Source organism: Pseudomonas nitroreducens TX1 (assembly GCF_000313755.1).
Classification (GTDB): Bacteria; Pseudomonadota; Gammaproteobacteria; order Pseudomonadales; family Pseudomonadaceae; genus Pseudomonas; species Pseudomonas nitroreducens_A.
This window is the reverse complement of sequence record NZ_AMZB01000112.1, coordinates 1-23,991: the sequence shown is the minus strand read 5'-3', so window position 1 is coordinate 23,991 and position 23,991 is coordinate 1. Positions and strand designations below refer to the sequence as shown.

21 protein-coding genes are annotated in these 23,991 nt (G+C 65.7%); 18 read left to right on the top strand and 3 right to left on the bottom strand.

Annotated features, from left to right (window positions below; translation table 11 throughout):
- Positions 1 to 57: 57 nt before the first annotated feature.
- From C167_RS0114630 to ubiT, 9 genes are all read left to right on the top strand, one after another.
- Positions 58 to 1,449, top strand: a complete 1,392-nt coding sequence (locus C167_RS0114630; RefSeq protein ID WP_017519020.1) for a PhoH family protein — start codon at positions 58 to 60, stop codon at positions 1,447 to 1,449.
- 358 nt (positions 1,450 to 1,807) lie between these two features.
- The gene (moaC, locus tag C167_RS0114625) at positions 1,808 to 2,299 is read left to right on the top strand and encodes a cyclic pyranopterin monophosphate synthase MoaC (RefSeq protein ID WP_017519019.1); all 492 of its coding nucleotides are present in this window, start codon (positions 1,808 to 1,810) and stop codon (positions 2,297 to 2,299) included.
- On the top strand, positions 2,296 to 2,544 hold the full coding sequence (locus tag C167_RS0114620; RefSeq protein WP_017519018.1) for a MoaD/ThiS family protein: 249 nt from the start codon (positions 2,296 to 2,298) through the stop codon (positions 2,542 to 2,544). The genes moaC and C167_RS0114620 overlap by 4 nt, the downstream gene beginning before the upstream one ends.
- A gap of 4 nt (positions 2,545 to 2,548) precedes the next feature.
- A complete protein-coding gene (gene moaE / locus C167_RS0114615) occupies positions 2,549 to 3,001 on the top strand; it encodes a molybdopterin synthase catalytic subunit MoaE (RefSeq protein ID WP_017519017.1) in 453 nt (150 codons plus the stop codon).
- A gap of 122 nt (positions 3,002 to 3,123) precedes the next feature.
- A complete protein-coding gene (moaB, locus tag C167_RS0114610; protein ID WP_017519016.1) occupies positions 3,124 to 3,678 on the top strand; it encodes a molybdenum cofactor biosynthesis protein B in 555 nt (184 codons plus the stop codon).
- Complete coding sequence (glp, locus tag C167_RS0114605; RefSeq protein ID WP_017519015.1) at positions 3,675 to 4,910, top strand: gephyrin-like molybdotransferase Glp; 1,236 nt, start codon at positions 3,675 to 3,677, stop codon at positions 4,908 to 4,910. Before moaB ends, glp begins: the two co-directional genes overlap by 4 nt.
- A 55-nt stretch (positions 4,911 to 4,965) precedes the next feature.
- Positions 4,966 to 5,961, top strand: a complete 996-nt coding sequence (gene ubiU, locus C167_RS0114600) for a ubiquinone anaerobic biosynthesis protein UbiU (protein WP_026079053.1) — start codon at positions 4,966 to 4,968, stop codon at positions 5,959 to 5,961.
- A 10-nt stretch (positions 5,962 to 5,971) separates the two neighbouring features.
- Positions 5,972 to 6,862 (top strand): U32 family peptidase, encoded by an 891-nt coding sequence (locus C167_RS0114595; protein WP_017519013.1) that lies wholly within the window; start codon positions 5,972 to 5,974, stop codon positions 6,860 to 6,862.
- Positions 6,856 to 7,329, top strand: a complete 474-nt coding sequence (gene ubiT, locus C167_RS0114590) for a ubiquinone anaerobic biosynthesis accessory factor UbiT (protein WP_017519012.1) — start codon at positions 6,856 to 6,858, stop codon at positions 7,327 to 7,329. The genes C167_RS0114595 and ubiT overlap by 7 nt, the downstream gene beginning before the upstream one ends.
- Before the next feature lie 51 nt (positions 7,330 to 7,380).
- Here the strand turns inward: ubiT and C167_RS0114585 are convergent, their stop codons facing one another.
- The 3 genes from C167_RS0114585 to C167_RS0114575 form a co-directional block, all read right to left on the bottom strand.
- Positions 7,381 to 7,749 (bottom strand): putative zinc-binding protein, encoded by a 369-nt coding sequence (locus C167_RS0114585; protein ID WP_017519011.1) that lies wholly within the window; start codon positions 7,747 to 7,749, stop codon positions 7,381 to 7,383.
- A gap of 186 nt (positions 7,750 to 7,935) precedes the next feature.
- Complete coding sequence (gene narL / locus C167_RS0114580) at positions 7,936 to 8,589, bottom strand: two-component system response regulator NarL (RefSeq protein ID WP_017519010.1); 654 nt, start codon at positions 8,587 to 8,589, stop codon at positions 7,936 to 7,938.
- On the bottom strand, positions 8,586 to 10,448 hold the full coding sequence (locus tag C167_RS0114575; protein ID WP_026079052.1) for a histidine kinase: 1,863 nt from the start codon (positions 10,446 to 10,448) through the stop codon (positions 8,586 to 8,588). Before C167_RS0114575 ends, narL begins: the two co-directional genes overlap by 4 nt.
- A gap of 173 nt (positions 10,449 to 10,621) precedes the next feature.
- On the opposite strand from C167_RS0114575, the gene C167_RS0114570 reads away from it, so the two are divergent.
- From C167_RS0114570 to C167_RS0114530, 9 genes are all read left to right on the top strand, one after another.
- Positions 10,622 to 11,923 (top strand): nitrate/nitrite transporter, encoded by a 1,302-nt coding sequence (locus C167_RS0114570; protein ID WP_017519008.1) that lies wholly within the window; start codon positions 10,622 to 10,624, stop codon positions 11,921 to 11,923.
- Between the two features lie 12 nt (positions 11,924 to 11,935).
- Complete coding sequence (locus tag C167_RS0114565) at positions 11,936 to 13,342, top strand: NarK family nitrate/nitrite MFS transporter (protein WP_017519007.1); 1,407 nt, start codon at positions 11,936 to 11,938, stop codon at positions 13,340 to 13,342.
- A gap of 147 nt (positions 13,343 to 13,489) precedes the next feature.
- A complete protein-coding gene (locus tag C167_RS0114560; RefSeq protein ID WP_017519006.1) occupies positions 13,490 to 17,269 on the top strand; it encodes a nitrate reductase subunit alpha in 3,780 nt (1,259 codons plus the stop codon).
- A gap of 11 nt (positions 17,270 to 17,280) precedes the next feature.
- A complete protein-coding gene (gene narH, locus C167_RS0114555) occupies positions 17,281 to 18,828 on the top strand; it encodes a nitrate reductase subunit beta (RefSeq protein WP_017519005.1) in 1,548 nt (515 codons plus the stop codon).
- A gap of 5 nt (positions 18,829 to 18,833) precedes the next feature.
- Positions 18,834 to 19,574: a nitrate reductase molybdenum cofactor assembly chaperone gene (gene narJ, locus C167_RS0114550; RefSeq protein ID WP_017519004.1), complete on the top strand. Its 741-nt coding sequence runs from the start codon at positions 18,834 to 18,836 to the stop codon at positions 19,572 to 19,574.
- A 2-nt stretch (positions 19,575 to 19,576) separates the two neighbouring features.
- Complete coding sequence (gene narI, locus C167_RS0114545; RefSeq protein ID WP_017519003.1) at positions 19,577 to 20,263, top strand: respiratory nitrate reductase subunit gamma; 687 nt, start codon at positions 19,577 to 19,579, stop codon at positions 20,261 to 20,263.
- 104 nt (positions 20,264 to 20,367) lie between these two features.
- The gene (locus tag C167_RS0114540; RefSeq protein ID WP_017519002.1) at positions 20,368 to 21,186 is read left to right on the top strand and encodes a peptidylprolyl isomerase; all 819 of its coding nucleotides are present in this window, start codon (positions 20,368 to 20,370) and stop codon (positions 21,184 to 21,186) included.
- Between the two features lie 173 nt (positions 21,187 to 21,359).
- Entirely contained in the window at positions 21,360 to 22,346 is a 987-nt protein-coding gene (gene moaA, locus C167_RS0114535; protein ID WP_017519001.1) for a GTP 3',8-cyclase MoaA, read from the top strand.
- Between the two features lie 786 nt (positions 22,347 to 23,132).
- On the top strand, positions 23,133 to 23,909 hold the full coding sequence (locus C167_RS0114530; protein ID WP_017519000.1) for an ABC transporter substrate-binding protein: 777 nt from the start codon (positions 23,133 to 23,135) through the stop codon (positions 23,907 to 23,909).
- Positions 23,910 to 23,991: the final 82 nt, after the last annotated feature.

Sequence of the window (23,991 nt, the reverse complement as noted above, 5' to 3'; positions counted from 1 at the left end):
CGGCGGAGCGCTGTAAAGGCATTCCGTCGTAACGCTCCTACAAGAGGTGACCTGCGTATGGATGACCACGGACGCTCCCGCCCCACCCAGCCCACCCTGTACGTCCTCGACACCAACGTCCTGATCCACGATCCCAACGCCTTGCTGAACTTCCAGGAGCACCACGTCGCGATCCCGATGACGGTGCTGGAGGAACTGGACAAGCTCAAGACCGGCAAACACACCGTGGCCGCGGAATGCCGCCAGGCGATCCGCCTGATCGATTCGGTGCTGGGCGAAGCCTCGCCCGAGCAGGTAGAGGATGGCGTGCCCATCCAGCGCGGCAAGAGCGGGCCGTGCGGCAGCCTGTCGATCCTCATGAGCAAGCGCGCCGAGCCGATCACCTGGCTGCCCGAACACCTCAACGACAACAAGATCATCAACCAACTGGTGGAGCTGAAGAGTCGCCATAGCAGCAAGCGCGTGGTGCTGGTGACAAAAGACATCAACATGCGCCTGAAGGCGCGTGCCTGTGGGGTATTCGCGGAGGACTACCACACTGACCAACTGGTCGACGACATCAACCTGCTGTCGCGTGGCTACCACTCGCTCAGCGGGTCGTTCTGGGATCGCGTCAGCAAGGTGGAGACTCGCCAGGACCGCGGTCGCACCTGGCACCGCGTGCAACTCACCGACAACCTGCCGGCGGTGCACATCAACGAGTTCATCGTCGATGAGCAAGGCTTCGTCGGCTGGATCAAGGGCATCGATCAGGACGAGCTGACCATCCTCGACCTGCACCAGGAACCGCTGCTGCACCAGGAAGCCTGGGGCCTGCGCCCGCGCGATGTGTATCAGTCGCTGGCGCTGTATGCACTGCTGGACCCGGACATCCACCTGGTCAACCTGTCCGGCGCTGCCGGCTCGGGCAAGACCATCCTCGCCCTGGCCGCCGCCATCGAGCAGACCATGGTCACCAAGCGCTACAAGCGCATCATCGCCACCCGCAGCGTGCAGGGCCTGGACGAGGACATCGGCTTCCTGCCCGGCACCGAAGCCGAGAAGATGGAGCCCTGGCTCGGCGCGATCACCGACAACCTCGAAGCGCTGCATTCGGACGATGAATGCACCCATGGCAGCGTCGACTACATCCTCAGCAAGGTGCCGCTGCAGTTCAAGTCGCTGAACTACATCCGCGGCCGCAGCTTCCAGCAGAGCCTGATCCTGATCGACGAATGCCAGAACCTCACCCCGCACCAGATGAAGACCATCATCACCCGCGCGGGCAACGGTTCGAAGGTGGTCTGCCTGGGCAACCTGGCGCAGATCGATACCCCCTACCTGTCGGCCACCAGCTCCGGCCTGACCTACCTGACCGAACGCTTCAAGGACTTCCCCCACGGCGTGCACGTGACCCTGCAAGGGGTGCCGCGCTCGGTGCTGGCGGAATTCGCCGAAGCCCACATGTAAGCGTCATCGGGCAACCGGCTTCTACCAATTCAACCTCCCCACTCCGGACGACCCCCTCTCCCTTCAGGGAGAGGGCTGGGGAGAGGGCGGCGGGGGTTCGCCCACACCTCGGCGTTGGGGCCGATTCCGTTCCCCCTCCCTAACCCTCCCCCGCAAGCGGTGGAGGGGACCGCTGGGCCGTATTTGCAACCGAGCAGCCAGCTGGATGCCTTACCCGCGAACCCGTCCCGGCTCCCGGCCATCCCGCTTCTACCTCTTCTTGTATACAATCCTCCCCCCAACGCGCCGTTCGCCGGTCCGCCGGCCGCGCCCATGGGGAGTACACTGTTTCCCCTGATCCACCGGAGAGTTCCCAGCCGTGCTGACCCATCTCGATTCCCAGGGCCGCGCCAACATGGTCGATGTCACCGAAAAAGCGGTGACGTCCCGTGAGGCCGTGGCCGAAGCCCGGGTGCGCATGCTCCCGGCCACCCTGCAACTGATCCAGGACGGCGGCCACCCCAAGGGCGACGTGTTCGCCGTGGCGCGCATCGCCGGCATCCAGGCGGCGAAGAAGACCCACGAACTGATCCCGCTGTGCCACCCGCTGCTGCTCACCAGCGTCAAGGTCGAGTTGAACGCCGAGGGTGAAGACACCGTGCACATCGTCGCCCGCTGCAAGCTGGCCGGGCAGACCGGCGTGGAGATGGAAGCGCTGACCGCCGCCAGCGTCGCCGCGCTGACCATCTATGACATGTGCAAGGCCGTGGACCGCGGCATGACCATCGAGGGCGTGCGCCTGCTGGAGAAGCTCGGCGGCAAGAGCGGGCACTACGTCGCTGCACAAGGCGCAGCAGGAGACACCCCATGATCCGCGTGCAGTACTTCGCCCGCTACCGTGAGGCCCTCGGCCTGGATGGCGAGCAACTGAACTGGAGCCAGTCCCTGGGCAGCCTGGACGACCTGCGGCGCCTGCTGCTCGAGCGCGGCGGAGCCTGGGACGTGCTCGGCGAGCAGAACCTGATGTGCGCGCGCAACCAGGAGCTGTGCTCCCTGGACGAGCCCCTCGCCGACGGCGACGAGGTGGCGTTCTTCCCCACCGTGACCGGAGGCTGAGCCCATGGCGATCCGCGTCCAGCTGGCGGCGTTCGATCCGGGCGCCGAACTCAACGCGATGCATGCCGCCAACGTCGGCGTCGGTGCGGTGGTCGGCTTCGTCGGCTACGTGCGTGATTTCAACGACGGCCGCGAAGTGGGGGGCATGTTCCTCGAGCACTACGCCGGCATGACCGAGAAGGCGCTGGCGAAGATCGAGGCCGAGGCCAACGAGCGCTGGCCGCTGTTGCGCCTGGAAATCCTCCACCGCATCGGCCGCCTGGAGCCGGGCGAGCCGATCGTCTTCGTCGGCGCCGCCAGTGCGCACCGCCAGGCGGCCTTCGATGCCTGCAACTTCGTCATGGACTACCTGAAGACCCGCGCGCCGTTCTGGAAGAAGGAAGACACCACCGACGGCCCGCGCTGGGTCGAGGGCCGTTGCAGCGACCAGGCTGCCGCCGACCGCTGGGAGCGCTGAGCCCGCGCTGATGGCGATGCCCCGCACGCGCCGGGGCAGTACCTCCTAGGAGGAATGGGCTGTAGGGAGGAAGGGGCGCAGGCTGGCGCCAGCCCTTTTTGCTCCGCATCGGAGAGCCCCTCATGAGCCATCTCAGCACCCCGGACTTCCAGCCGCTGGAGATCGCTGTCCTCACCGTCAGCGATACCCGCAGCCTGCACAACGACACCTCCGGCCAGGCCCTGGTGACCTCGCTGCAACGCGCCGGACATGCCCTTGCCGAACGCCAGCTGGTGATCGACGACATCTACCAGATCCGCGCCGTGGTTTCGGCCTGGATCGCCGACCCCAAGGTCCAGGTCGGCCTGATCACCGGCGGTACCGGCTTCACCGCCCGCGACAACACCCCGCAAGCCGTCGCACCTCTGCTCGAGCGCACCGTGGACGGCTTCGGCGAGCTGTTCCGGCAGATTTCCCGCGAGGACATCGGCACCTCCACGATCCAGTCCCGCGCCATCGCCGGCATCACCAACGGCACGCTGATCTGTTGCCTGCCCGGTTCCACCGGCGCCTGCCTGACCGCCTGGGAAAAGATTCTCTTGCAGCAGCTCGACAGCCGCACCAAACCCTGCAATTTCGTCCCCCATCTCAAGCGCCTGCCCGAGCGCCCGGTGCTGGCCTGCGGTACGCGCTCATGAGCGCCTGCGGCTGTTCCGGCACCGGGCTGCGCCCGGTGGACGAGGCCATCGCCGCGCTGATGGCGTTCGTTCCCTTGCCGCCGCCCACCGTGCGTGTCGACCTGGAAAGCGCCCTGGGCCGCATTCTCGCCGAGGACATCCACTCACCCATCGACCTGCCGCTGTGGGACAACAGCGCGATGGACGGCTACGCCCTGCGCAGCGCCGACATGGGACCGGCTGGCGCACGGCTGAAAATCGCCGGCTGCATTGCTGCCGGCGATGCTGCCCGGGCCGAGCTGCAGCCCGGACAGGCCATGCGCATCTTTACCGGCGCGCCTTTGCCGCCGGGAGCGGACAGCGTGATCGCCCAGGAAGATTGCGAGGTCGAAGGCGACTGGCTGCAGGTACCCCTGGTCGAGCACGGCAGCCATGTTCGCCGTCGCGGCGAAGAACTGTGTGAAGGCGACGCCTTGCTGAGTGCCGGAAAGAAACTGCGGGCCCAGGACCTCGGCCTGATGGCCAGCGTCGGCCTGGACCGCGTCAGCGTCCATCGTCCGCTGCGCGTCTGCCTGCTGAGCAGCGGCGACGAGCTGCGTGAGCCCGGCGAGTCGCTTGCCCCAGGGCAGATCTACAACGCCAACCGCTTCAGCGTCGGCGCGCTGCTGCGCGGCTGGGGCATCGAGGTGCACGACTACGGTGTGCTCGCCGACACCCTGGCAGCCAGCCGGGATGCGCTGAGCCTCGCCGCGTCCGAATGGGATGTGCTGATCACCAGCGGCGGGGTATCGGTGGGCGACCGCGACTACCTCAAGCAGGCGATCCGCGAGCTGGGCGAACTGCACCTGTGGAAGCTGAAGATGCAGCCGGGCAAGCCGCTGGCATTCGGCAGCATCGCCGGCAAACCGTGGATCGGCCTGCCGGGGAATCCGGCTGCCGCACTGGTCACGGCACTGGTGGTGGCGCGACCGTTCCTCTGGCGTGCCCAGGGACGTAGCGTGGTCGATACCCTGCCGGTCACGTTACCGGCGGGCTTCGACTGGCCCAAGGCCAACTCGCGGCGCCAGTATCTGCGTGCGCGCCTGGAGCTCGGCGGCGATGGCGTCGCACGCATCTGCCTGCACCCGCAGCAGGGTTCGGCCATGCTGCGCGCGGCGAGCTGGGCCGATGGCCTGGCGGTGGTGGAGGCCGGGCGCACTGTGTACGCCGGTGAGCCGCTGCCCTTCCTGTCTTTCAGCGAACTCGGCGCCTGACGCCGTTCCCGGCTGCCGGCGGGGGCCGGCGGCCTCCGCACTGCCCGGGGGAAGCATGCAACTGGTCTGCCCGGCGGGAAGTCTGCCCGCCTTGAAATCGGCCCTGCGCGAAGGCGCCGACGCGATCTACGTCGGCTTTCGCGATGACACCAACGCCCGGCACTTCGCCGGCCTCAACCTCGATGACCGCCAGCTACGCCAGGGCGTGGAACTTATCCACAGCGCCGGCAAGCAGATGTACGTGGCGGTCAACACCTATCCCGGCGCGGACGGCTGGGCCCGCTGGCAACGCGCGGTGGACCACGCCGCGGACCTGGGCGTGGATGCACTGATCGCCGCTGACTGTGCGGTGCTCGGCTACGCCGCCAGGCGCCACCCGAACCTCGCGCTGCATCTCTCGGTGCAGGGCTCGGCCACCAATGTGGCGGCGCTGGCGTTCTACCACGAGCGCTATGGCATCCGCCGCGCCGTGCTGCCGCGCGTGCTGTCGCTGGCACAGGTGCGCCAGGTGGCAGCGAACAGCCCAGTGCCCATCGAAGTCTTCGCCTTCGGCAGCCTGTGCATCATGGCCGAGGGACGCTGCCACCTGTCGTCCTATGTCACCGGCGAGTCGCCGAATCTCTGCGGCGTCTGTTCGCCGGCCAAGGCGGTGCGCTGGAGCGAGGAGCCCGAAGGCCTGACCTCGCGACTCAATGACGTGCTGATCGACCGCTATGCGCCGGATGAGCCGGCGGGCTACCCGACCCTGTGCAAGGGCCGCTTCGTGGTCAACGGCGAACGCTTCCATGCCCTGGAAGAACCCACCAGCCTGAACACCATCGACCTGATTCCGCAGCTGGCGGAAATCGGCGTCGCAGCGGTGAAGATCGAGGGTCGGCAACGCAGCCCGGCCTATGTCGAGCAGGTTACCCGCGTCTGGCGCCAGGCGCTGGATGCGTGGCAGCGCGCCCCCGAGAACTACCGCGCCCTGACGCAGTGGCAGGACGCCCTGGACAAGCTTTCCGAAGGCCACCAGACCACCCTGGGCGCCTACCATCGTTCCTGGCAGTGAGGACCTCATGATGAAACTCAGCCTGGGACCGGTGCTGTTCTACTGGGACCGCCGGACACTCCTGGATTTTTATGCGCAGATGGCCGAACAGCCGCTGGATGCCATCTACATCGGCGAAACCGTCTGCTCCAAACGCCGCGCCATGTCGCTGGACAACTGGTTGGGCCTGGGGCGCGAGCTGCAGCAGCAGAGTGGGGCGCAGATATTCATCTCGGGCCTGGCGTTGATCGAGGCGGCGTCCGAGCTGTCGTCACTGCGTCGCCTCTGCGCCAACGGCGAGTTGCAGGTCGAGGCGAGCGACATGGGCGCGGTGCAGATACTTTCCAGTCTGGGCGTCGAGTTCGTCGGCGGCCCCGCGCTCAACGTCTACAACGGCTACACCCTGGCGGAGCTGCATGGCGCCGGGCTGCGTCGCTGGGTGCCGCCGGTGGAGTGCTCGGGCGAGCAGATCCACGCGGTGATCGAACAGGTCCGCAGGCTGGGCATCCACGATGTGGAAACCGAAGTGTTCGCCTACGGCCACCTGCCGTTGGCCTACTCGGCGCGCTGCTTCACCGCGCGGGCGGAGAACCGTCCCAAGGATGACTGCCAGTTCTGCTGCCTGAACTACCCCGAAGGCATGCCGATGCTGAGCCAGGAAGGCATGCCGCTGTTCACGCTCAACGGCATCCAGACGATGTCCGGCGAGGCCAGCAACCTGCTGGCGGACTATGCCTCGCTGCGTGATTGCGGCGCCGACCTGCTGCGCCTGAGCCCGCGTGCCGAAGGCATGGTGGACGTCGTGCAGGCCTTCGACCGCGTGCGCAAGGGTGCCACGCCGCCGCTGGCGGTGGAGGGTTGCAATGGATACTGGCATGGCCGGCCGGGCATGCTGCGCAGCGATGAGGTGAACCTGTGCTGACACTCGAATCCGGCGCCCTGCGCGCCGCCGACCGCCTGCTGCCGCTGGCCGCGCGCGTCCCCTCCGGCGTGCAGCGAGCGGTGCTCCAGCGTGCCGCCAACCGCCTGTTCGCCGAGCCCTTGGCGGACGGTGCTTTCGACATCCTCGACGGCCACTGGCTGCGTCTGCAGGTGAGCGATCTGGGGCTCGCCTGGAGCCTCACGCGTGGCCGTGACGGCCTGCGTTTCGCCGATGCCTGCGCGCCCAGCGTGACCATCCGCGGCAGCTGGCGCGACTTCCTGCTGCTGGCGGGCCGGCAGGAAGACCCGGATACGCTGTTCTTCCGACGTCGCCTGGTGATCGAGGGCGACACCGAGCTGGGCCTGGCGGTGAAGAACCTGATCGACAGCCTCGACCCGGACAGCCTGCCGGCCTGGCTGTGGAACGCTATGCGCCGCGCGAGCCGGGTGGTGCAGGAGAACGCCTGAGCGGCGTTTCGGAGGATGGGCGTCTGTTCTTTCGTCCTGCGCGGTGGCGGCTCAGGCCGGGGTGCGCACGAGGAACTGCAGTTCCTCGTAGAGCATCTCGAAGTCCTGTACCGGCGCGTCCTGGCCGTAGCGTTTCTTCAGGCCGTATTCGGTGAGGGTGATTTCGTGCTCGGCCTTCACCCCATGGCGTGCCAGGCAGTTCTGCACGCAGTGCAGGTGGCAGCCGTCCACGGCGATGATTCGCCGACCTGAGCAGGCCTTCTTCACCAGCGCCGGTACGTCGCCGCCCACGCCGGCGATGCAGGACATTTCCGCCAGGCCGTCGCGGTCCAGGCGCAGGGCGAGGTCATTGGCCAACTGTGCGAGGTTGGAGCAGCCGGAGCAGGAATAGACGAGGGGCAGGTGCGGCGAGGGCGGCATGGGGACCTCCTGGGTGAGTCCCGCAGTGTCCTGCCGCCATGGGCTGGCGCGACATGATCTGAATCAAGTCGGCGAGCGGACAGTTAGGTAGGGCGGATAAAGCGGAACGCTTTATCCGCCTTCAGACCCGATGGCGGATAACGCCGTTGGCGTTATGCGCCCTGCAAATTGCGTTTGGCGTCGAGGTCAGACCAGATGGTTCTCCACCGCCCACACCGCCGCTTCGACGCGTGAGCGCATGCCCAGCTTGTGCAGCACTCGCTTCACGTGGACCTTCACGGTGCCTTCGGTGATGTCGAGTTTGCGCGCGATCATCTTGTTGCTGTAGCCGTGGGCGAGTTGGCGGAGGATCTGCCGCTCGCGGTCGGTGAGCTCCTCGATGCCCTTGGGGCGGTCGTCGCCGCGCAGGGCCTGGGCCAGCACCTGGGTCAGCTGCGGGCTGATGGTGAGCTGGCCGGTGGCGGCCTGGCGGATGTGCTCCAGCAGGCGCTCGGGCTCCATGTCCTTTAGCAGGTAGCCGTCGGCGCCGGCGCGCAGCACGTTGATCACGTCGTTGCGGTCATCGGAGACGGTGAACACCACGATGCGCGCGTCCTCGCCGTTCTCGCGCATCGCGCGCAGGGTGTCGAGGCCGGTCATGCCCTTCATGTTGAGGTCGAGCAGGATCATGTCCGGTTCCAGCTCCGCGGCCATGCGCAGCGCTTCCTCGCCACTGCCGGCTTCGCCCACCACATCCAGGTCGTCCTCGAATTCCAGCAGCTGGACCACGCCCTTGCGCATCATCGGGTGGTCGTCGACGAGCAGGATGCGCGCGCGGTCATCGGTGGGGGCGGCCGTCATGGGTGGTTCTCCGGATACTGCGACAGGGGTTTGTGGGTGAAGCGCACGCTGACCCGAGTGCCCTGCGGTTCGCGCGGGGCGATGGCGAAGGTGGCCTCCAGGGTCTGGCTGCGCTCACGCATGATGCTAAGCCCGTAGTGCCCATTGCGGCTCTGCGCTGGGTCAAAGCCGACGCCGTCATCGTCCACGGTGATGCACACCTGGTCCTCGGCATCCTCGAACAGGGTGACTGTCGCGTGCTGCGCCTGAGCATGCCGTACCACGTTGGACAGGGCTTCGCGGACAATCTGCAGGATGTGGATTTCCTCGTTGGGGTTGAGCGGAATGTGTGCCAGGCGATTGTCCAGCTCGATGGCGAGGCCGCCGCGTTCGCCGAACTCTTCCACGGTCTTCACCAGGGCCGCTTCAAGGCTGGATTGCTCAAGGCTCAGGCGGAAGGTGGTGAGCAGTTCGCGCAGCTGGCGGTAGGCGCTGTTGAGGCCCTCGCGCAGTTCGTCGAGGGTCTCGTCGATCTTCTCCACCGGCACGTCGCGCTTGAGCAGGGTGGCCAGGCGGCTGACCTGGATCTTCAGGTAGGACAGCGACTGCGCCAGCGAGTCGTGAAGCTCGCGGGCGATGGTGCTGCGCTCGGCGAACAGCGCGAGGCGGTTCTCCTGTTCCTGCTGCAGGGACAGGGCGAAGGTGCGCGCGATGTTGTCGCAGAAGCCCTCGACGAACTGCTGCTGCCAGTCTTCCAGATGGCCGTCGGGAGTCTCGATGAACAGCTCGCCGAAGCGATGTTCGCCGATGGACAGCGGCTGCATCAGCAGCGGGTTGATGCCGCGGATCGGGTTGTTGCAGTGATCGGCCTGGGCGCGGCACTCGCCGCAATTGCCCTGCAGGCAGAAGCTCCCGGTGATGCCGTCGGTGGTCAGGGAGGAGTAGGCGCGCTCGACCCCGTCCTTGTTCAGGCACAGCGTTACCTTGCCGGCCTGCAGCACGCGTTCGAGCTGGTTGAGCAGCGGCTGCAGCGAGCGTTCGTCGTACGGATCCTGGCCCAGGCGGCGGGCGCTGTCATAGAGCAGCTCCAGGCGCTGGTGACTGTTGGAAAGATCGCGGGTCTTGTCTTCTACCCGTGCTTCCAGCTCGCGATAGCTGGCCTGCAGCTCTTCGGCCATCTGGTTGAAGCGTTCGCCCAGTTGGCTCAACTCGTCCTCGCCGCTGCTGCTGACCCTGGCGTCGAGGTCACCCTCGCCCAGGCGGCGGGCCGTGGTGGTGAGCTCGCGCAGCGGGCCGACGACGTGGTAGCTCAGGTCGTAGAGACTGATGAATACCACCAGCAGACTGAGAAACAGGCACAGGCCCTGCACCGTGCTGAGCAGTTGCGAACGGTATTCGGCGTTGCGCTGTAGCGTGCCGACAAAGCCGTCGATATGCCCGACGAAGGTGTCGAGGGTGGCCAGGGCTGGCGCTTCGGAGAGATCGAGGCTCCGCAGTTCCTTGCGCAACTGGTCGTGCTGCAGGCGGATCGGCGCGTCGGCGTTGGAGCGGCGCAGCAGGCGGGTGATTTCATCGTTGTCCAGGCGTGCGGCGAGGGTTGACTGCAGGGCATGGCGGTTGATCGGCGAGGGATCCAGCGCCAGGCGGTAGGTGAGCATCCGCAACGAGCCGGCCTGGTTGATCACCGCCGCGTCCTGGTGCGAGTAGTCGGCGAACAGCAGTGCGCTGAACATGCCGGCCAATGCCAGGGAGACCAGCAGGGTGAGGTAGCAGCCGAAGCGCACGACGATGGATTTGCGCAGGGAGGGGCGTCCAGCGGGGGGACTACCCACAAAGAATCGGTCGTTGCCGGAAGGCTCGGCAGTGTGTGCCGTATTCATAGTAAATGCCTTTTAAAACAATAAGTTAAGCATTCATATCGGGGATACCCACTAGGAGGTAGCGGCGCGCATCTGCTCATGAATCGCCCTTTCGCTCATTGATGACGATCAAGAGAAGGCGACTAGTCCTTACCTAACGTGCGGGCAAAGGCTGTCAGGAAGTGAGCTTAGCCATGTTGTCCCACCGTCAGAAACAGTACTCCGTGCTCGGTATGAGCACACTGGCGTTCGCCGTGAACTTCGCGGTCTGGACGATGTTTTCGATCATCGGTATCCGCATCAAGGAGGAACTGGGGCTGTCCGAAGCCCAGTTCGGCCTGATGGTGGCGCTGCCGATCCTTACCGGTTCGCTGGTGCGCCTGCCGCTGGGGCTGATCACCGACCGCTTCGGCGGGCGCATCGTGTTCTTCATCCACATGCTGCTGGTGGCCATCCCGATCTACGGCCTGGCCTTCGCCACGCTCTACTGGCACTACCTGGTGCTGGGCCTGTTCGTCGGCCTGGCCGGCGGCTCCTTTGCGGTGGGCATCGCCTACACCTCCTCGTGGTTCGAGAAGGAACGCCAGGGCACTGCCATGGGCATCTTCGGCGCCGGCAATGCGGGCGCGGCGATCACCAACCTGGTGGCGCCGATGATCGTGGTCGCCTTCGGCTGGCGCATGGTCCCGCAGATCTACTCGGTGGCCATGCTGGTGACCGCGCTGCTGTTCTGGTTCTGCACCTGGACCGACCCGGCCCACGCCAAGGGCGGCGACGCCGACCCGAGCCGCCCACGGCCGACCCTGGCCAAGCAGCTGGCGCCGCTGGGCGAGCTGCGCGTGTGGCGCTTCGGCCTGTACTACTTCTTCGTCTTCGGCGGCTTCGTTGCCCTGGCCCTGTGGCTGCCCAAGTACTACATCGCCGAATACGGCCTGGACCTGCGCACCGCGTCCTTCATCACCATGCTGTTCACCCTGCCGTCGGGCCTGATCCGCGCCCTGGGCGGCTGGTTCAGCGACCACTACGGCGCTCGGGCGGTGAACTGGGGCGTGTTCTGGATCTGCCTGGTCTGCCTGTTCTTCCTGTCCTACCCGCCGACCACCATGACCATCCACGGCATCAAGGGCGACGTCAGCCTCGGCATCGGCCTGAACGTCTGGCTGTTCACCTTCCTGGTGTTCGTCGTGGGCATCGCCCAGGGCTTCGGCAAGGCCAGCGTGTACCGGATCATCCACGACTACTACCCGCAGAACATGGGCACCGTCGGCGGCATGGTCGGGGTCATCGGCGGCCTTGGCGGCTTCTGCCTGCCGATCCTGTTCGGCTACGCCGCCGACCACATCGGCGTGCGCTCCTCCTGCTTCATGTTGCTGTTCGGCCTCACCGTGATCTGCATGGTCTGGATGCACTACGCGATCAAGCAGCAGCAACGCCTCGACGGCCAGGCCCGCGCGGCCGACGTCGACGCCGATCCCACTCTTTCCCGTCAATCCTGAGGTAATGCCGTCATGGGCATGATCGCCAATCCCCAACTCAAAGCCGCCAGAGGACCGCTGCTGGTCGACTGGCGCCCGGAAGACCCGGAGTTCTGGGCCCGCACCGGCAAGCGCATCGCCGCGCGCAACCTGTGGATTTCCATCCCTGCGCTGCTGCTCGCCTTCGCCGTGTGGATGATCTGGAGCACCGTCACCGTTCGCCTGAACGCCGCCGGCTTCAGCTTCAGCAACGATCAGTTGTTCCTGCTTGCCGCGCTGCCGTCGATCTCCGGTGCGACCCTGCGGATCTTCTATTCCTTCATGGTGCCGATCTTTGGCGGCCGGCGTTGGACGGCACTGTCCACGGCCTCGATGCTGATTCCGTGCATCTGGCTGGGCTTCGCCGTGCAGGACCCGACCACGCCGTACTGGGTGTTCGCGACCATCGCCCTGCTGTGTGGTTTTGGCGGTGGCAACTTCGCCTCCAGCATGTCCAACATCAGCTTCTTCTACCCGAAGAATCAGCAGGGTACCGCCCTGGGCCTGAACGCCGGCCTGGGTAATCTGGGCGTCTCGGTGATGCAGTTCGCCGTACCGCTGGCCGTGGCCGGCGGTCTGTTCGGCGCCTTTGGCGGCGAGCCGGAAACCCTGTCCGACGGCACTCGCCTGTGGCTGCAGAACGCCGGCTGGATCTGGGTGCCCTTCATCGCCGCAGTCTCGGTGGCCGCCTGGTTCGGCATGAACGATATCGCCGATGCCAAGGCCTCGTTCCGCGAGCAGTCGGTGATCTTCAAGCGCAAGCACAACTGGCTGATGTGCTGGCTGTACGTGGCCACCTTCGGCTCGTTCATCGGCTTCTCCGCTGGCTTCGCCATGCTCAGCAAGACCCAGTTCCCGGACATCAACCCGCTGCAGTACGCCTTCCTCGGCCCGCTGGTAGGCGCCCTCAGCCGGCCGCTGGGCGGCTGGCTGGCGGACAAGTTCGGCGGCGCGCGCATCACCCTGTGGAACTACGCGGCGATGATCTCCGGCGTGTTCGCGGTGATCAGCTTCCTGCCGGGCGCGAACGGCGCCGGCAGCTTCTTCGGCTTCCTCGGTTCCTTCATCGCGCTGTTCTTCTTCGCCGGCATCGGCAACGGCAGCACCTTCCGCATGATCCCGGTGATCTTCCGCAACGAGTGGGCCGCACGCCTGAAAAAGGGCGGCTTCAGCGAAGCCCAGGCCGCCAAGGGCGCGAGCATGGAGTCCGCCGCGGTGATCGGCTTCTCCGCCGCCATCGGCGCCTTCGGCGGCTTCTTCATTCCCAAGGCGTTCGGCACCTCGCTGGCCATGACCGGCAGCGCCGAGGGCGCCCTCTACGTCTTCGTCGCCTACTACCTGACCTGCATCGTCGCCACCTGGTGGTGGTACGCGCGCAAGGGAGCCGAGAGCCCTTGTTGACCCCTTCGGCGGATAACGCTGCGCGTTATGCGCCCTACGGATCGCGACTTGGCGTAGGGCGGATGAGCTCTACCCATCCGCCGAAAAGAATCCGCTCCACCTGATTTGAGTTTGAACGCCCGGCGCAGACCGGGTGAGGAGATACCGATGAGTTACCTGCTCGACCGCCTGCAATTCTTCAAGAAGAAGCAGGGTGAATTCGCCGATGGTCACGGCGAGGTCACCAACGAAAGCCGTGCCTGGGAAAACAGTTACCGGCAGCGCTGGCAGCACGACAAGATCGTTCGCTCCACCCACGGGGTGAACTGCACCGGCTCGTGCTCCTGGAAGATCTATGTGAAGAACGGCCTGATCACCTGGGAAACCCAGCAGACTGACTACCCGCGCACCCGCCCGGACCTGCCCAACCACGAGCCGCGCGGCTGCCCCCGTGGCGCCAGCTACTCCTGGTACATGTACAGCGCCAACCGCCTGAAATACCCCAAGGTGCGCAAGCCGCTGCTCAAGCTCTGGCGCGAGGCCCGCGCCGCCCACAACGATCCGGTGGACGCCTGGGCCAGCATCGTCGAGGACTCTTCCACGGCGAAGAGCTACAAGAGCGAGCGCGGCCTGGGCGGCTTCATCCGTTCGAGCTGGAACGAAGTCACCGAGATCATCGCCGCCGCCAACGTCTACACCGCCAAGACCTACGGCCCGGACCGCGTGATCGGCTTCTCGCCGATCCCGGCGATGTCGATGGTCAGCTACGCGGCTGGCGCCCGCTACCTGTCGCTGATCGGCGGTGTTTGCCTGTCCTTCTACGACTGGTACTGCGACCTGCCGCCGGCCAGCCCGCAAATCTGGGGCGAGCAGACCGACGTGCCGGAATCGGCCGACTGGTACAACTCCAGCTACATCATCGCCTGGGGCTCCAACGTCCCGCAGACCCGTACCCCCGACGCGCACTTCTTCACCGAAGTCCGCTACAAGGGCACCAAGACCGTGGCCGTCACCCCGGACTATTCCGAGGTGGCCAAGCTCACCGACCTCTGGCTCAACCCCAAGCAGGGCACCGACGCCGCGCTGGGCATGGCTTTTGGGCACGTCATCCTCAAGGAATTCCACCTCGAGAAACCCAGCGCGTACTTCGTCGACTACTGCCGCCAGTACACCGACATGCCGATGCTGGTGCTGCTGGAGCCGCACGAAGGCGGCGTGCTCAAGCCGACCCGCTACCTGCGCGCGGCGGACCTGGCGAACAACCTCGGCCAGGACAACAACCCCGAGTGGAAGACCATCGGCCTGGACGAAATCTCCGGCGAGCTGGTCTCGCCCACCGGCGCCATCGGCTACCGCTGGGGCGAGTCGGGCAAGTGGAACATCGAGGAAACCGAGGGCGGCGAGAAGCGTGAAACCCGCCTGGCCCTGACCCTGATCGACGGCCCGGAAAACGCCTGCGACGTCGGCTTCCCGTACTTCGCAGGGCAGGAACACCCGCACTTCAAGGGCGTGGACAACGACGAGGTGCTGGTGCGCCGCGTGCCCTTCCGCGAGATCGTCGGCGCCGACGGCAAGACCCTGCGCGTCGCCACCGTGTATGACCTGCAGATGGCCAACTACAGCGTCGACCGTGGCCTGGGTGGCCGCAACGTCGCCGCGTCCTATACCGACGCCGACGTGCCCTACACCCCGGCCTGGCAGGCCCGCATCACCGGCGTGCCGGCTGCGCGCGCGATCCAGGTGGCCCGCGAGTTCGCCGACAGCGCCGACAAGACCCACGGCAAGGCCATGGTCATCATCGGCGCGGCGATGAACCACTGGTACCACATGGACATGAACTACCGCGCGGTCATCAACATGCTGATGATGTGCGGCTGTATCGGCCAGAGTGGTGGCGGCTGGGCGCACTATGTGGGCCAGGAGAAGCTTCGCCCGCAGACCGGCTGGGTTCCGCTGGCCTTCGGCACCGACTGGAGCCGTCCGCCGCGGCAGATGAACGGCACCAGCTTCTTCTACCTGCACAGCTCGCAGTGGCGCCACGAGAAGATCTCGATGCACGAGGTCCTCTCGCCGCTGGCCGATACCAGGCAGTTCCCCGAGCACGCGCTGGACTACAACATCCGCGCCGAGCGCATGGGCTGGCTGCCGTCCGCACCGCAGCTCAACCGCAACCCGCTGCACATCGCCGCCGACGCCGAGCGCGCCGGCATGCCGGTGCAGGACTACGTGGTCCGCGAGCTCAAGGCCGGCAACCTGCGTGTGGCCAGCGAGCAGCCGGACGATCCGCAGAACTTCCCGCGCAACATGTTCATCTGGCGCTCCAACCTGCTCGGCTCCTCGGGCAAGGGCCACGAGTACATGCTCAAGTACCTGCTGGGCGCGAAGAACGGCGTGATGAACGACGACCTCGGCAAGGCCGGCGGGCCGTGCCCGGGCGAAGTCGACTGGGTCGACGAAGGCGCCGAAGGCAAGCTGGACCTGGTCACCACCCTGGACTTCCGCATGTCCTCCACCTGCATGTACTCGGACATCGTCCTGCCGACCGCGACCTGGTACGAGAAGGACGACCTCAACACTTCCGACATGCACCCCTTCATCCACCCGCTGTCCGCCGCCACCGATCCAGCGTGGGAAGCGAAAAGCGACTGGGAAATCTACAAGGCCATCGCCAGGAAGTTCTCCGAGGTTTCCGTCGGCCACCTGGGTGTGGAGAAGGACCTGGTTACCGTGCCGCTGCTGCACGACACCGCCAACGAACTTGCGCAGCCCTTCGGCGGCAGCGACTGGAAGAAGGGTGAGTGCGAACCGGTTCCCGGCCGGACCCTGCCGACCCTGCATGTGGTCGAGCGTGACTATCCCAACACCTACAAGAAGTTCACGTCTCTCGGCCCGCTGCTGGACAAGCTCGGCAACGGCGGCAAGGGCATCGGCTGGAACACCGACAAGGAAATCAAGCTGCTCGGCGAGCTGAACCACAAGGTCACCGAGCCTGGCACTAGCTTCGGCCGCCCACGCATCGAGAGCGCCATCGACGCCGCCGAGGTGATCCTCGCCCTGGCGCCGGAAACCAACGGCCAGGTCGCCGTGAAGGCCTGGGAGGCGCTGTCGAAATTCACCGGCCGCGACCACACCCACCTGGCGCTGCCCAAGGAAGAAGAGAAGATCCGCTTCCGCGACGTCCAGGCGCAGCCGCGCAAGATCATCTCCAGCCCCACCTGGTCGGGCCTGGAAGATGAGCACGTGAGCTACAACGCCGGTTACACCAACGTCCACGAGATGATCCCGTGGCGCACCCTCACCGGTCGCCAGCAGTTCTACCAGGATCACCCCTGGATGCAGGCCTTCGGCGAGGGCTTCGTCAGCTACCGGCCGCCGGTCAACACCCGCAGCACCGACAAGCTGTTCAACAAGAAGCCCAACGGCCACGCCGAGATCACCCTGAACTGGATCACCCCGCACCAGAAGTGGGGCATCCACTCCACCTACAGCGACAACCTGCTGATGCTCACCCTGTCGCGCGGTGGCCCGATCATCTGGATGAGCGAGAACGACGCGAGAAGCGTCGGCATCGAGGACAACGACTGGGTCGAGGTCTTCAACGCCAACGGCGCCGCGACCTGCCGCGCCGTGGTCAGCCAGCGGGTGAAGGACGGCATGGTGATGATGTACCACGCCCAGGAACGCATCGTGAACCTGCCGGGCAGCGAGACCACCGGTACCCGTGGCGGCCACCACAACTCGGTGACCCGCGTGGTCCTCAAGCCTACCCACATGATCGGCGGCTACGCCCAGCAGGCGTGGGGCTTCAACTACTACGGCACCGTCGGCTGCAACCGCGACGAGTTTGTCGTGGTGCGCAAGATGAACAAGGTCGACTGGCTCGACGAGCCGGAGCAGGGCGGACTGGGCGGTGACGCCCTGCCGCAACCGCTGCCCCAGGACATTTGAGGATTACTGCCATGAAAATTCGTTCGCAAGTCGGCATGGTGCTGAACCTCGACAAGTGCATCGGTTGCCACACCTGCTCCATCACCTGCAAGAACGTCTGGACCAGCCGCGAAGGCGTCGAGTACGCCTGGTTCAACAACGTCGAAACCAAGCCCGGCATCGGTTACCCGAAGGAGTGGGAAAACCAGGAGAAGTGGAAGGGCGGCTGGAAGCGTAACGCCGACGGCTCCATCGTCCCGCGCATCGGCGGCAAGTTCCGCGTGCTGGCGAACATCTTCGCCAACCCCGACCTGCCGGAAATCGATGACTACTACGAGCCCTTCGACTTCGACTACCAGCACCTGCACACCGCGCCCAAGGCCCAGCACCAGCCGGTCGCCCGTCCGCGCTCGCTGGTCTCCGGCCAGCGCATGCAGAAGATCGAGTGGGGCCCCAACTGGGAGGAAATCCTCGGCACCGAGTTCGCCAAGCGCCGCAAGGACAACAACTTCGACCAGGTCCAGGCGGACATCTACGGGCAGTTCGAAAACACCTTCATGATGTACCTGCCGCGCCTGTGCGAGCACTGCCTGAACCCGGCGTGCGTGGCCTCGTGCCCGAGCGGCGCGATCTACAAGCGCGAGGAAGACGGCATCGTCCTCATCGACCAGGACAAGTGCCGCGGCTGGCGCATGTGCATCAGTGGCTGCCCGTACAAGAAGATCTACTTCAACTGGAAGAGCGGCAAATCCGAGAAGTGCATCTTCTGCTATCCGCGCATCGAGGCCGGCCAGCCAACCGTCTGCTCGGAGACCTGCGTGGGCCGCATCCGTTACCTTGGCGTGCTGCTCTATGACGCCGACCGTATTCACGACGTGGCCACCTGCGAGAACGAGCGCGAGCTGTACCAGAAGCAGCTGGAGATTTTCCTCGACCCGTTCGACCCGAAAGTGATCGAGCAGGCGCGCAAGGATGGCGTACCGGACAGCGTCATCGAGTCCGCGCAGAAGTCGCCGGTGTACAAGCTGGCCATGGACTGGAAGCTGGCCCTGCCGCTGCATCCGGAATACCGCACACTGCCGATGGTCTGGTACGTGCCGCCGCTGTCGCCGATCCAGAACGCTGCCGCCGAAGGCCACATCGGCAGCGACGGGGTGATCCCGGATGTCGAGTCGCTGCGCATTCCCGTGCAGTACCTGGCCAACCTGCTGACCGCCGGCGACACCGCGCCGGTGTTGCTGGCCCTCAAGCGCCTGCTGGCCATGCGCGCCTACAAGCGTGCCGAGCACGTGGAAGGCAAGCAGGATCTGGACGTGCTGAAGAAGGTCGGCCTGACCGTGAACCAGGTGGAAGAGATGTACCGCTACCTGGCGATCGCCAACTACGAAGACCGCTTCGTCATCCCCACTGCGCACCGTGAAGAGGCGCTGTCGGATGCCTTCGCCGAGCGTTCGGGTTGCGGCTTCAGCTTCGGCAACGGTTGCTCCAGCAGCTCTGGCAGCAATTCAGGCGTCAACCTGTTCGGCGGCAAGGCCGTGGACAAGCGCAACGTCATCCAGACCGTGCAGATACAGGAGTGATCGATATGGACACTCATAGCCAATTGCTCAAGCTCAGTGCGCTGATGCTCGACTACCCGCGCGTCGAGCTGCGCGAGGAAAGCCTGGCGCTGCATGCCCTGATCCGCACCTGCGACCTGCCGGAAAAGCAGCGCGACGGCCTCGCCGCGCTGCTCAACGAGCTGTGCAAGGGCGACATCCTCGACGTCCAGGCCCGTTACGACGGGCTGTTCGAGCGCGGTCGCTCGGTCTCGCTGCTGCTGTTCGAACACGTCCACGGCGAAAGCCGTGACCGTGGCCAGGCAATGGTCGACCTGATGGACCGCTACACCCGGGCGGGCCTGGTCATCGACGTCAACGAGCTGCCGGACTACCTGCCCCTGTACCTGGAGTTCCTCGCCCTGCAGGACGCCGAGTCGGCGCGTGTCGGCCTGGCCGAAGTCGCGCATATCCTCGCGCTGATCGCCCTGCGCCTGGAAGAACGCGGCAGCAGCTACGCGGCGGTCTTCCACAGCCTGCTGGAACTGTCCGGCGAGCAACCCGACCTCGGCGCGCTCAAGCGCGACCGCGAGCAGGAAGTGCGCGACGACAGCCTGGAAGCCATCGACAAGGCCTGGGAGGAAACCCCGGTGAGCTTTACCGAGCCCGCCGTCGGTTGCCCGTCCACCAGCGCCCGGCGGATTTCCTCCGCCGCCGAACAACCCATGCAGTGGGTCGCCCAGCCGGTGCCGCAGATGCAGTACCGGGCGGCCCGAGAAGGAGTCTGAACATGTCCCTCGATCTTCTAGCCTTCGGGGTCTACCCCTACGTTGCGCTCGCCATCTGCCTGATCGGCAGCTGGGCGCGCTTCGACCTCTCGCAATACACCTGGAAAGCCGGCTCCAGCCAGATGCTGAGCAAGAAGGGCATGCGCGTCTACAGCAACCTGTTCCATGTGGGCGTGCTGTTCATCCTCGCCGGCCACTTCGTCGGCCTGCTGACCCCGCACTCGGTCTACGAGCACCTGATCAGCACCGAGCAGAAGCAACTGCTGGCGATGGTCTCCGGCGGCTTCTTCGGCATCCTCTGCTTCATCGGCCTGACCGGCCTGATCCTGCGCCGCCTGACCAATGAGCGTGTCCGTGCCGCCGGCAACGCCTCGGACCTGATGATCCTGCTGGTGCTCTACGTCCAACTGATCCTCGGCCTGTCCACCATCGTCGCATCGACTCATCACCTGGATGGTTCGGTGATGGTCATGCTCGCCAACTGGGCGCAGTCCATTGTCACCTTCCAGCCGCTGGCCGCCGCCGAAGCCATCGCGCCGGTATCGCTGGTCTACAAGCTGCACGTGACCCTCGGCCTGACCCTGTTCGTGCTGTTCCCCTTCACTCGCCTGGTGCACATCGTCAGCGCCCCGGTGTGGTACTTCGGCCGCCGCTACCAGGTGGTCCGTACCAAGCGTCGCGCAGCGTGATGAAGCGGCGGATGACGCTGGCGCGCCGTCCGCCCCACCTGAAGCTCTTCCCCCCTCTCCTTTGAGGGAGAGGGCAGGGGAGAGGGTTACCGGAGGTAAGCGAAATGAGTTGCTCCCACTACGAAGCCAAGGTCGAACACGTCGACCTGCCTGCCATCTCCGTCAACGGCGTCGCCATCGCCGAGGACGAACTGGCCCGCGAGCTGCAATACCACCCTGCCGCCAGCCACGCCGAGGCGCTGTACTCTGCCTGCCGTGCGCTGGTCGTGCGCCAGCTGCTGGTTCAGCGTGCCGATGCTCTGGGCCTTGCGGCCGACGCGGAAGCGGGCGAGGCCCCGGAAGAAGCGCGCATCCGCGCCCTGATCGACCGTGAAGTCGGCGTGCCCGAAGCCGACGAGGCCAGCTGCCGCCAATGGTACGAAGCCAACCCGGCCCGCCTGACTTCGCCGTGGCGCATGCGTCTGCGCCACGTGCTGCTGGGCTGCGCGCCGGACGACCTGGAAGGCCGCGCCAAGGCCCGCGAACAGGCCGAGGAACTGCTCGCCGAACTGCGTGGGCACCCCGAACGCTTTGCCGAAAAAGCCATGCGCTTCTCCGACTGCCCGTCGAAAGACGACGGCGGTGACCTGGGCTGGATCGAACCGGGGCAGACCGTCCCCGAGTTCGAGAAACGCCTGCTGCAACAGCACCCTGGCCTGCTTGGCCATCCGCTGGAAAGCCGCTACGGCCTGCACGTGGTCGAGCTGCTCGAGCGTGATGGCGGCGAGCCGCTGGACTTCGCCGAGGCGCATCCACGCATCGCTGGCTACCTGCGCGCCCAGGTGCTGCAGCGTGCCGTCAGCCAGTACATCAGCGTGCTGGCCGGTGAAGCCCGGATCGACGGCTTCGTCTTCGACGGAGCGGAGTCGCCGCTGGTGCAGTAGAGCCAGAGCCCATCTCCCTAGCCCTGGCAACGCGCCCTGCTCCGAAGGCAGAGGGGACTGTTCAGTACCGGCTGAAGCCATGGCATCAGCCGGTACGTACGGCTCCCTCTCCCTTCAGGGAGAGGGGGGGGAGAGGGAACGCCCAACGCCGATCTGCCATGGAGCGAGATCAGATGTCCGACTGGATCGACGGCCAAGGCCGCAGGATCGACTACCTGCGCCTGTCCGTAACCGACCGCTGCGACTTTCGCTGCGTCTACTGCATGTCGGAGAACATGCGCTTCCTGCCGCGCCAGCAGGTGCTCACCCTGGAAGAGATCGAGCGGGTGGCGCGTCTGTTCGTCGAGCGCGGCGTGAAGAAGCTGCGCCTCACCGGCGGCGAACCGCTGGTGCGGCCCGGCATCGTCCACCTCTGCGAACGCCTCGCGGCGCTGCCCGGCCTGCGCGAACTGTGCATGACCAGCAACGGTTCGCAGCTCACCCGATTGGCTGGCGATCTAAAGGCCGCTGGCCTGACCCGCCTGAACATCAGCCTCGATACCCTGGATGCGCAACGCTTCGCTGCCATCACCCGCACCGGCCGGCTGGAGCAGGTGCTGCGCGGCATCGACGCCGCCCAGCACGCCGGCTTCGAGTGCATCAAGCTGAACTGCGTGGTGATGAAAGGCCGCAACGCCGACGAGGTGCCGGCGCTGGTGGGCTACGCGATCGCCCACGGACTGGATATCAGCTTCATCGAGGAAATGCCCCTGGGCCAGGTCGGCCGCGAGCGCGAGGAAAGCTTCTGCTCCAGCGACGAAGTCCGCGCGCTGATCGCCGAGCACCACGAACTGCTGGACAGTGCCGAGCACAGCGGCGGGCCGGCGCGCTACGTGCGCCTGGCTCAGCACCCGGGCACTCGCATCGGCTTCATCTCGCCGCACTCGCACAACTTCTGCGCCACCTGCAACCGCTTGCGCCTGACCGCCGAAGGCCGTCTGCTGCTGTGCCTGGGCCATGAGCATTCCCTCGATCTGCGTGGCCTGCTGCGCCGCCATCCGCTGCACGACGAACCCATCCTCGAAGCCCTGCGCGGCGCCTTGCAGCGCAAGCCGGCGCGCCACGAATTCAGCGTTGGCGATGTGCAGGTGCTGCGCTTCATGAATCTCAGCGGCGGCTGAAACAGTCCTCCCTTGGCGGGCAACATGCCCGCCGCGTGCCTTGCGTCCCTGACTAAATCCGTAGGGCGAATAACGCGCAGCGTTATCCGCCACTTCGGTGCGCGCCAACCGTATGCCCTTCTGTAGGAGCGAGCTTGCTCGCGAACCGCCTTGGCTTCACGGCCTGAGATTCTTCGCAAGCAAGCTCGCTCCTACGAAGAGCACATCGCTCCCTGAAAACAGACACAAAAAAGCCCCGGCGACATGAGCGTATCGCGGGGGCTTCGGGCATCTGCCAAAGGTAAAACCGTGGAAGCTACGGTACATCATGCGAAAGAATCGTTTGGAGTCCTCCTCGGATCGCTTCGGGACGTTTCCAGACTAAGGCGCCAGCGCGGTGCGCGACATTCCTCCGAAGGAGTAGCGGCGGGGTAGCAAAGGGGGGCGCCGGGCTGTCGTAGGTCGAGCGGTTCCATCCGTCGGGCGAATACAGCGGAACGCTTTATCCGCCTCCTGGGTATCCATGAACGGTGGATGGCGGATAACGCCTGAGGCGTTATCCGCCCTACGGTCGGGGCACCGCAGGGGTGATTGACGTTGTGTACTTTTTAGTCCAGATTGGATTTTAAGTTTACGCGCGCTCGCGCGTGGACGGACCAGAACAAGAAGTCGTTCGCCTGGGTCAGGGCAAGGCAATGCCGCTGCGACCCCCAGTGTTGCGCCCCTGGACGAACAAGACATGCCGTACTCACTGCCAAGACGTAACGGCCGGCGCTCGCCCCGGCGACCACATAACGGAGTTCATCGATGAATCGCAAAGCCCTGCTGGGCGGCCTGATGCTGGCCGCCTTCGCCACCTTCTCCCACGCCGACGACAAGCCGCTGCGCATCGGCATCGAGGCGGCCTATCCGCCCTTCGCCTTCAAGACCCCGGAAGGCGGTATCGCCGGCTTCGACTACGACATCGGCAACGCGCTGTGCGAAGAGATGAAGCGCAAGTGCCAGTGGGTCGAGCAGGAATACGACGGCCTGATCCCCTCGCTGAAGGTGCGCAAGATCGACGCCGCGCTGTCCTCCATCACCATCACCGAAGAGCGCAAGCACTCGGTGGACTTCACCCACAAGTACTACTTCACCCCTGGCCGCCTGGTGATGAAGGAAGGCTCGCAGCTGGACGAGCAGTTCAGCCAGCTCAAGGGCAAGAACATCGGCGTGCAGCGCGGCTCCACCGCCGACCGCTTCGCCACCGAGGTACTGGGCAAGGCTGGCGCCAACGTGGTCCGCTACACCAGCCAGGACGAGATCTATCTGGACCTGCTGGCGGGCCGCCTGGATGGCACCTTCGCCGACTCCATCCCGCTGCAGATCGGCTTCCTGGATACCCCGCGCGGCAAGGGCTTCGCCTTCATCGGGCCGGAATTCAAGGACCCGAAATACTTCGGCGAGGGTGCCGGCATCGCGGTGCGCAAGGGCAATACCGAGCTGGTCGGCCAGCTCAACGCCGCTATCGATGCATTGCGCGCCAACGGCAAGTACAAGGAAATCGAAGGCAAGTACTTCAAGAGCGATATCTACGGGGACTGATCTGCCCGTCGCGTTGCAACAAAGGCCGCCTTCGGGCGGCCTTTTTATTTTGCCTTTCGTAGGAGATTCTATGTCTACCCCG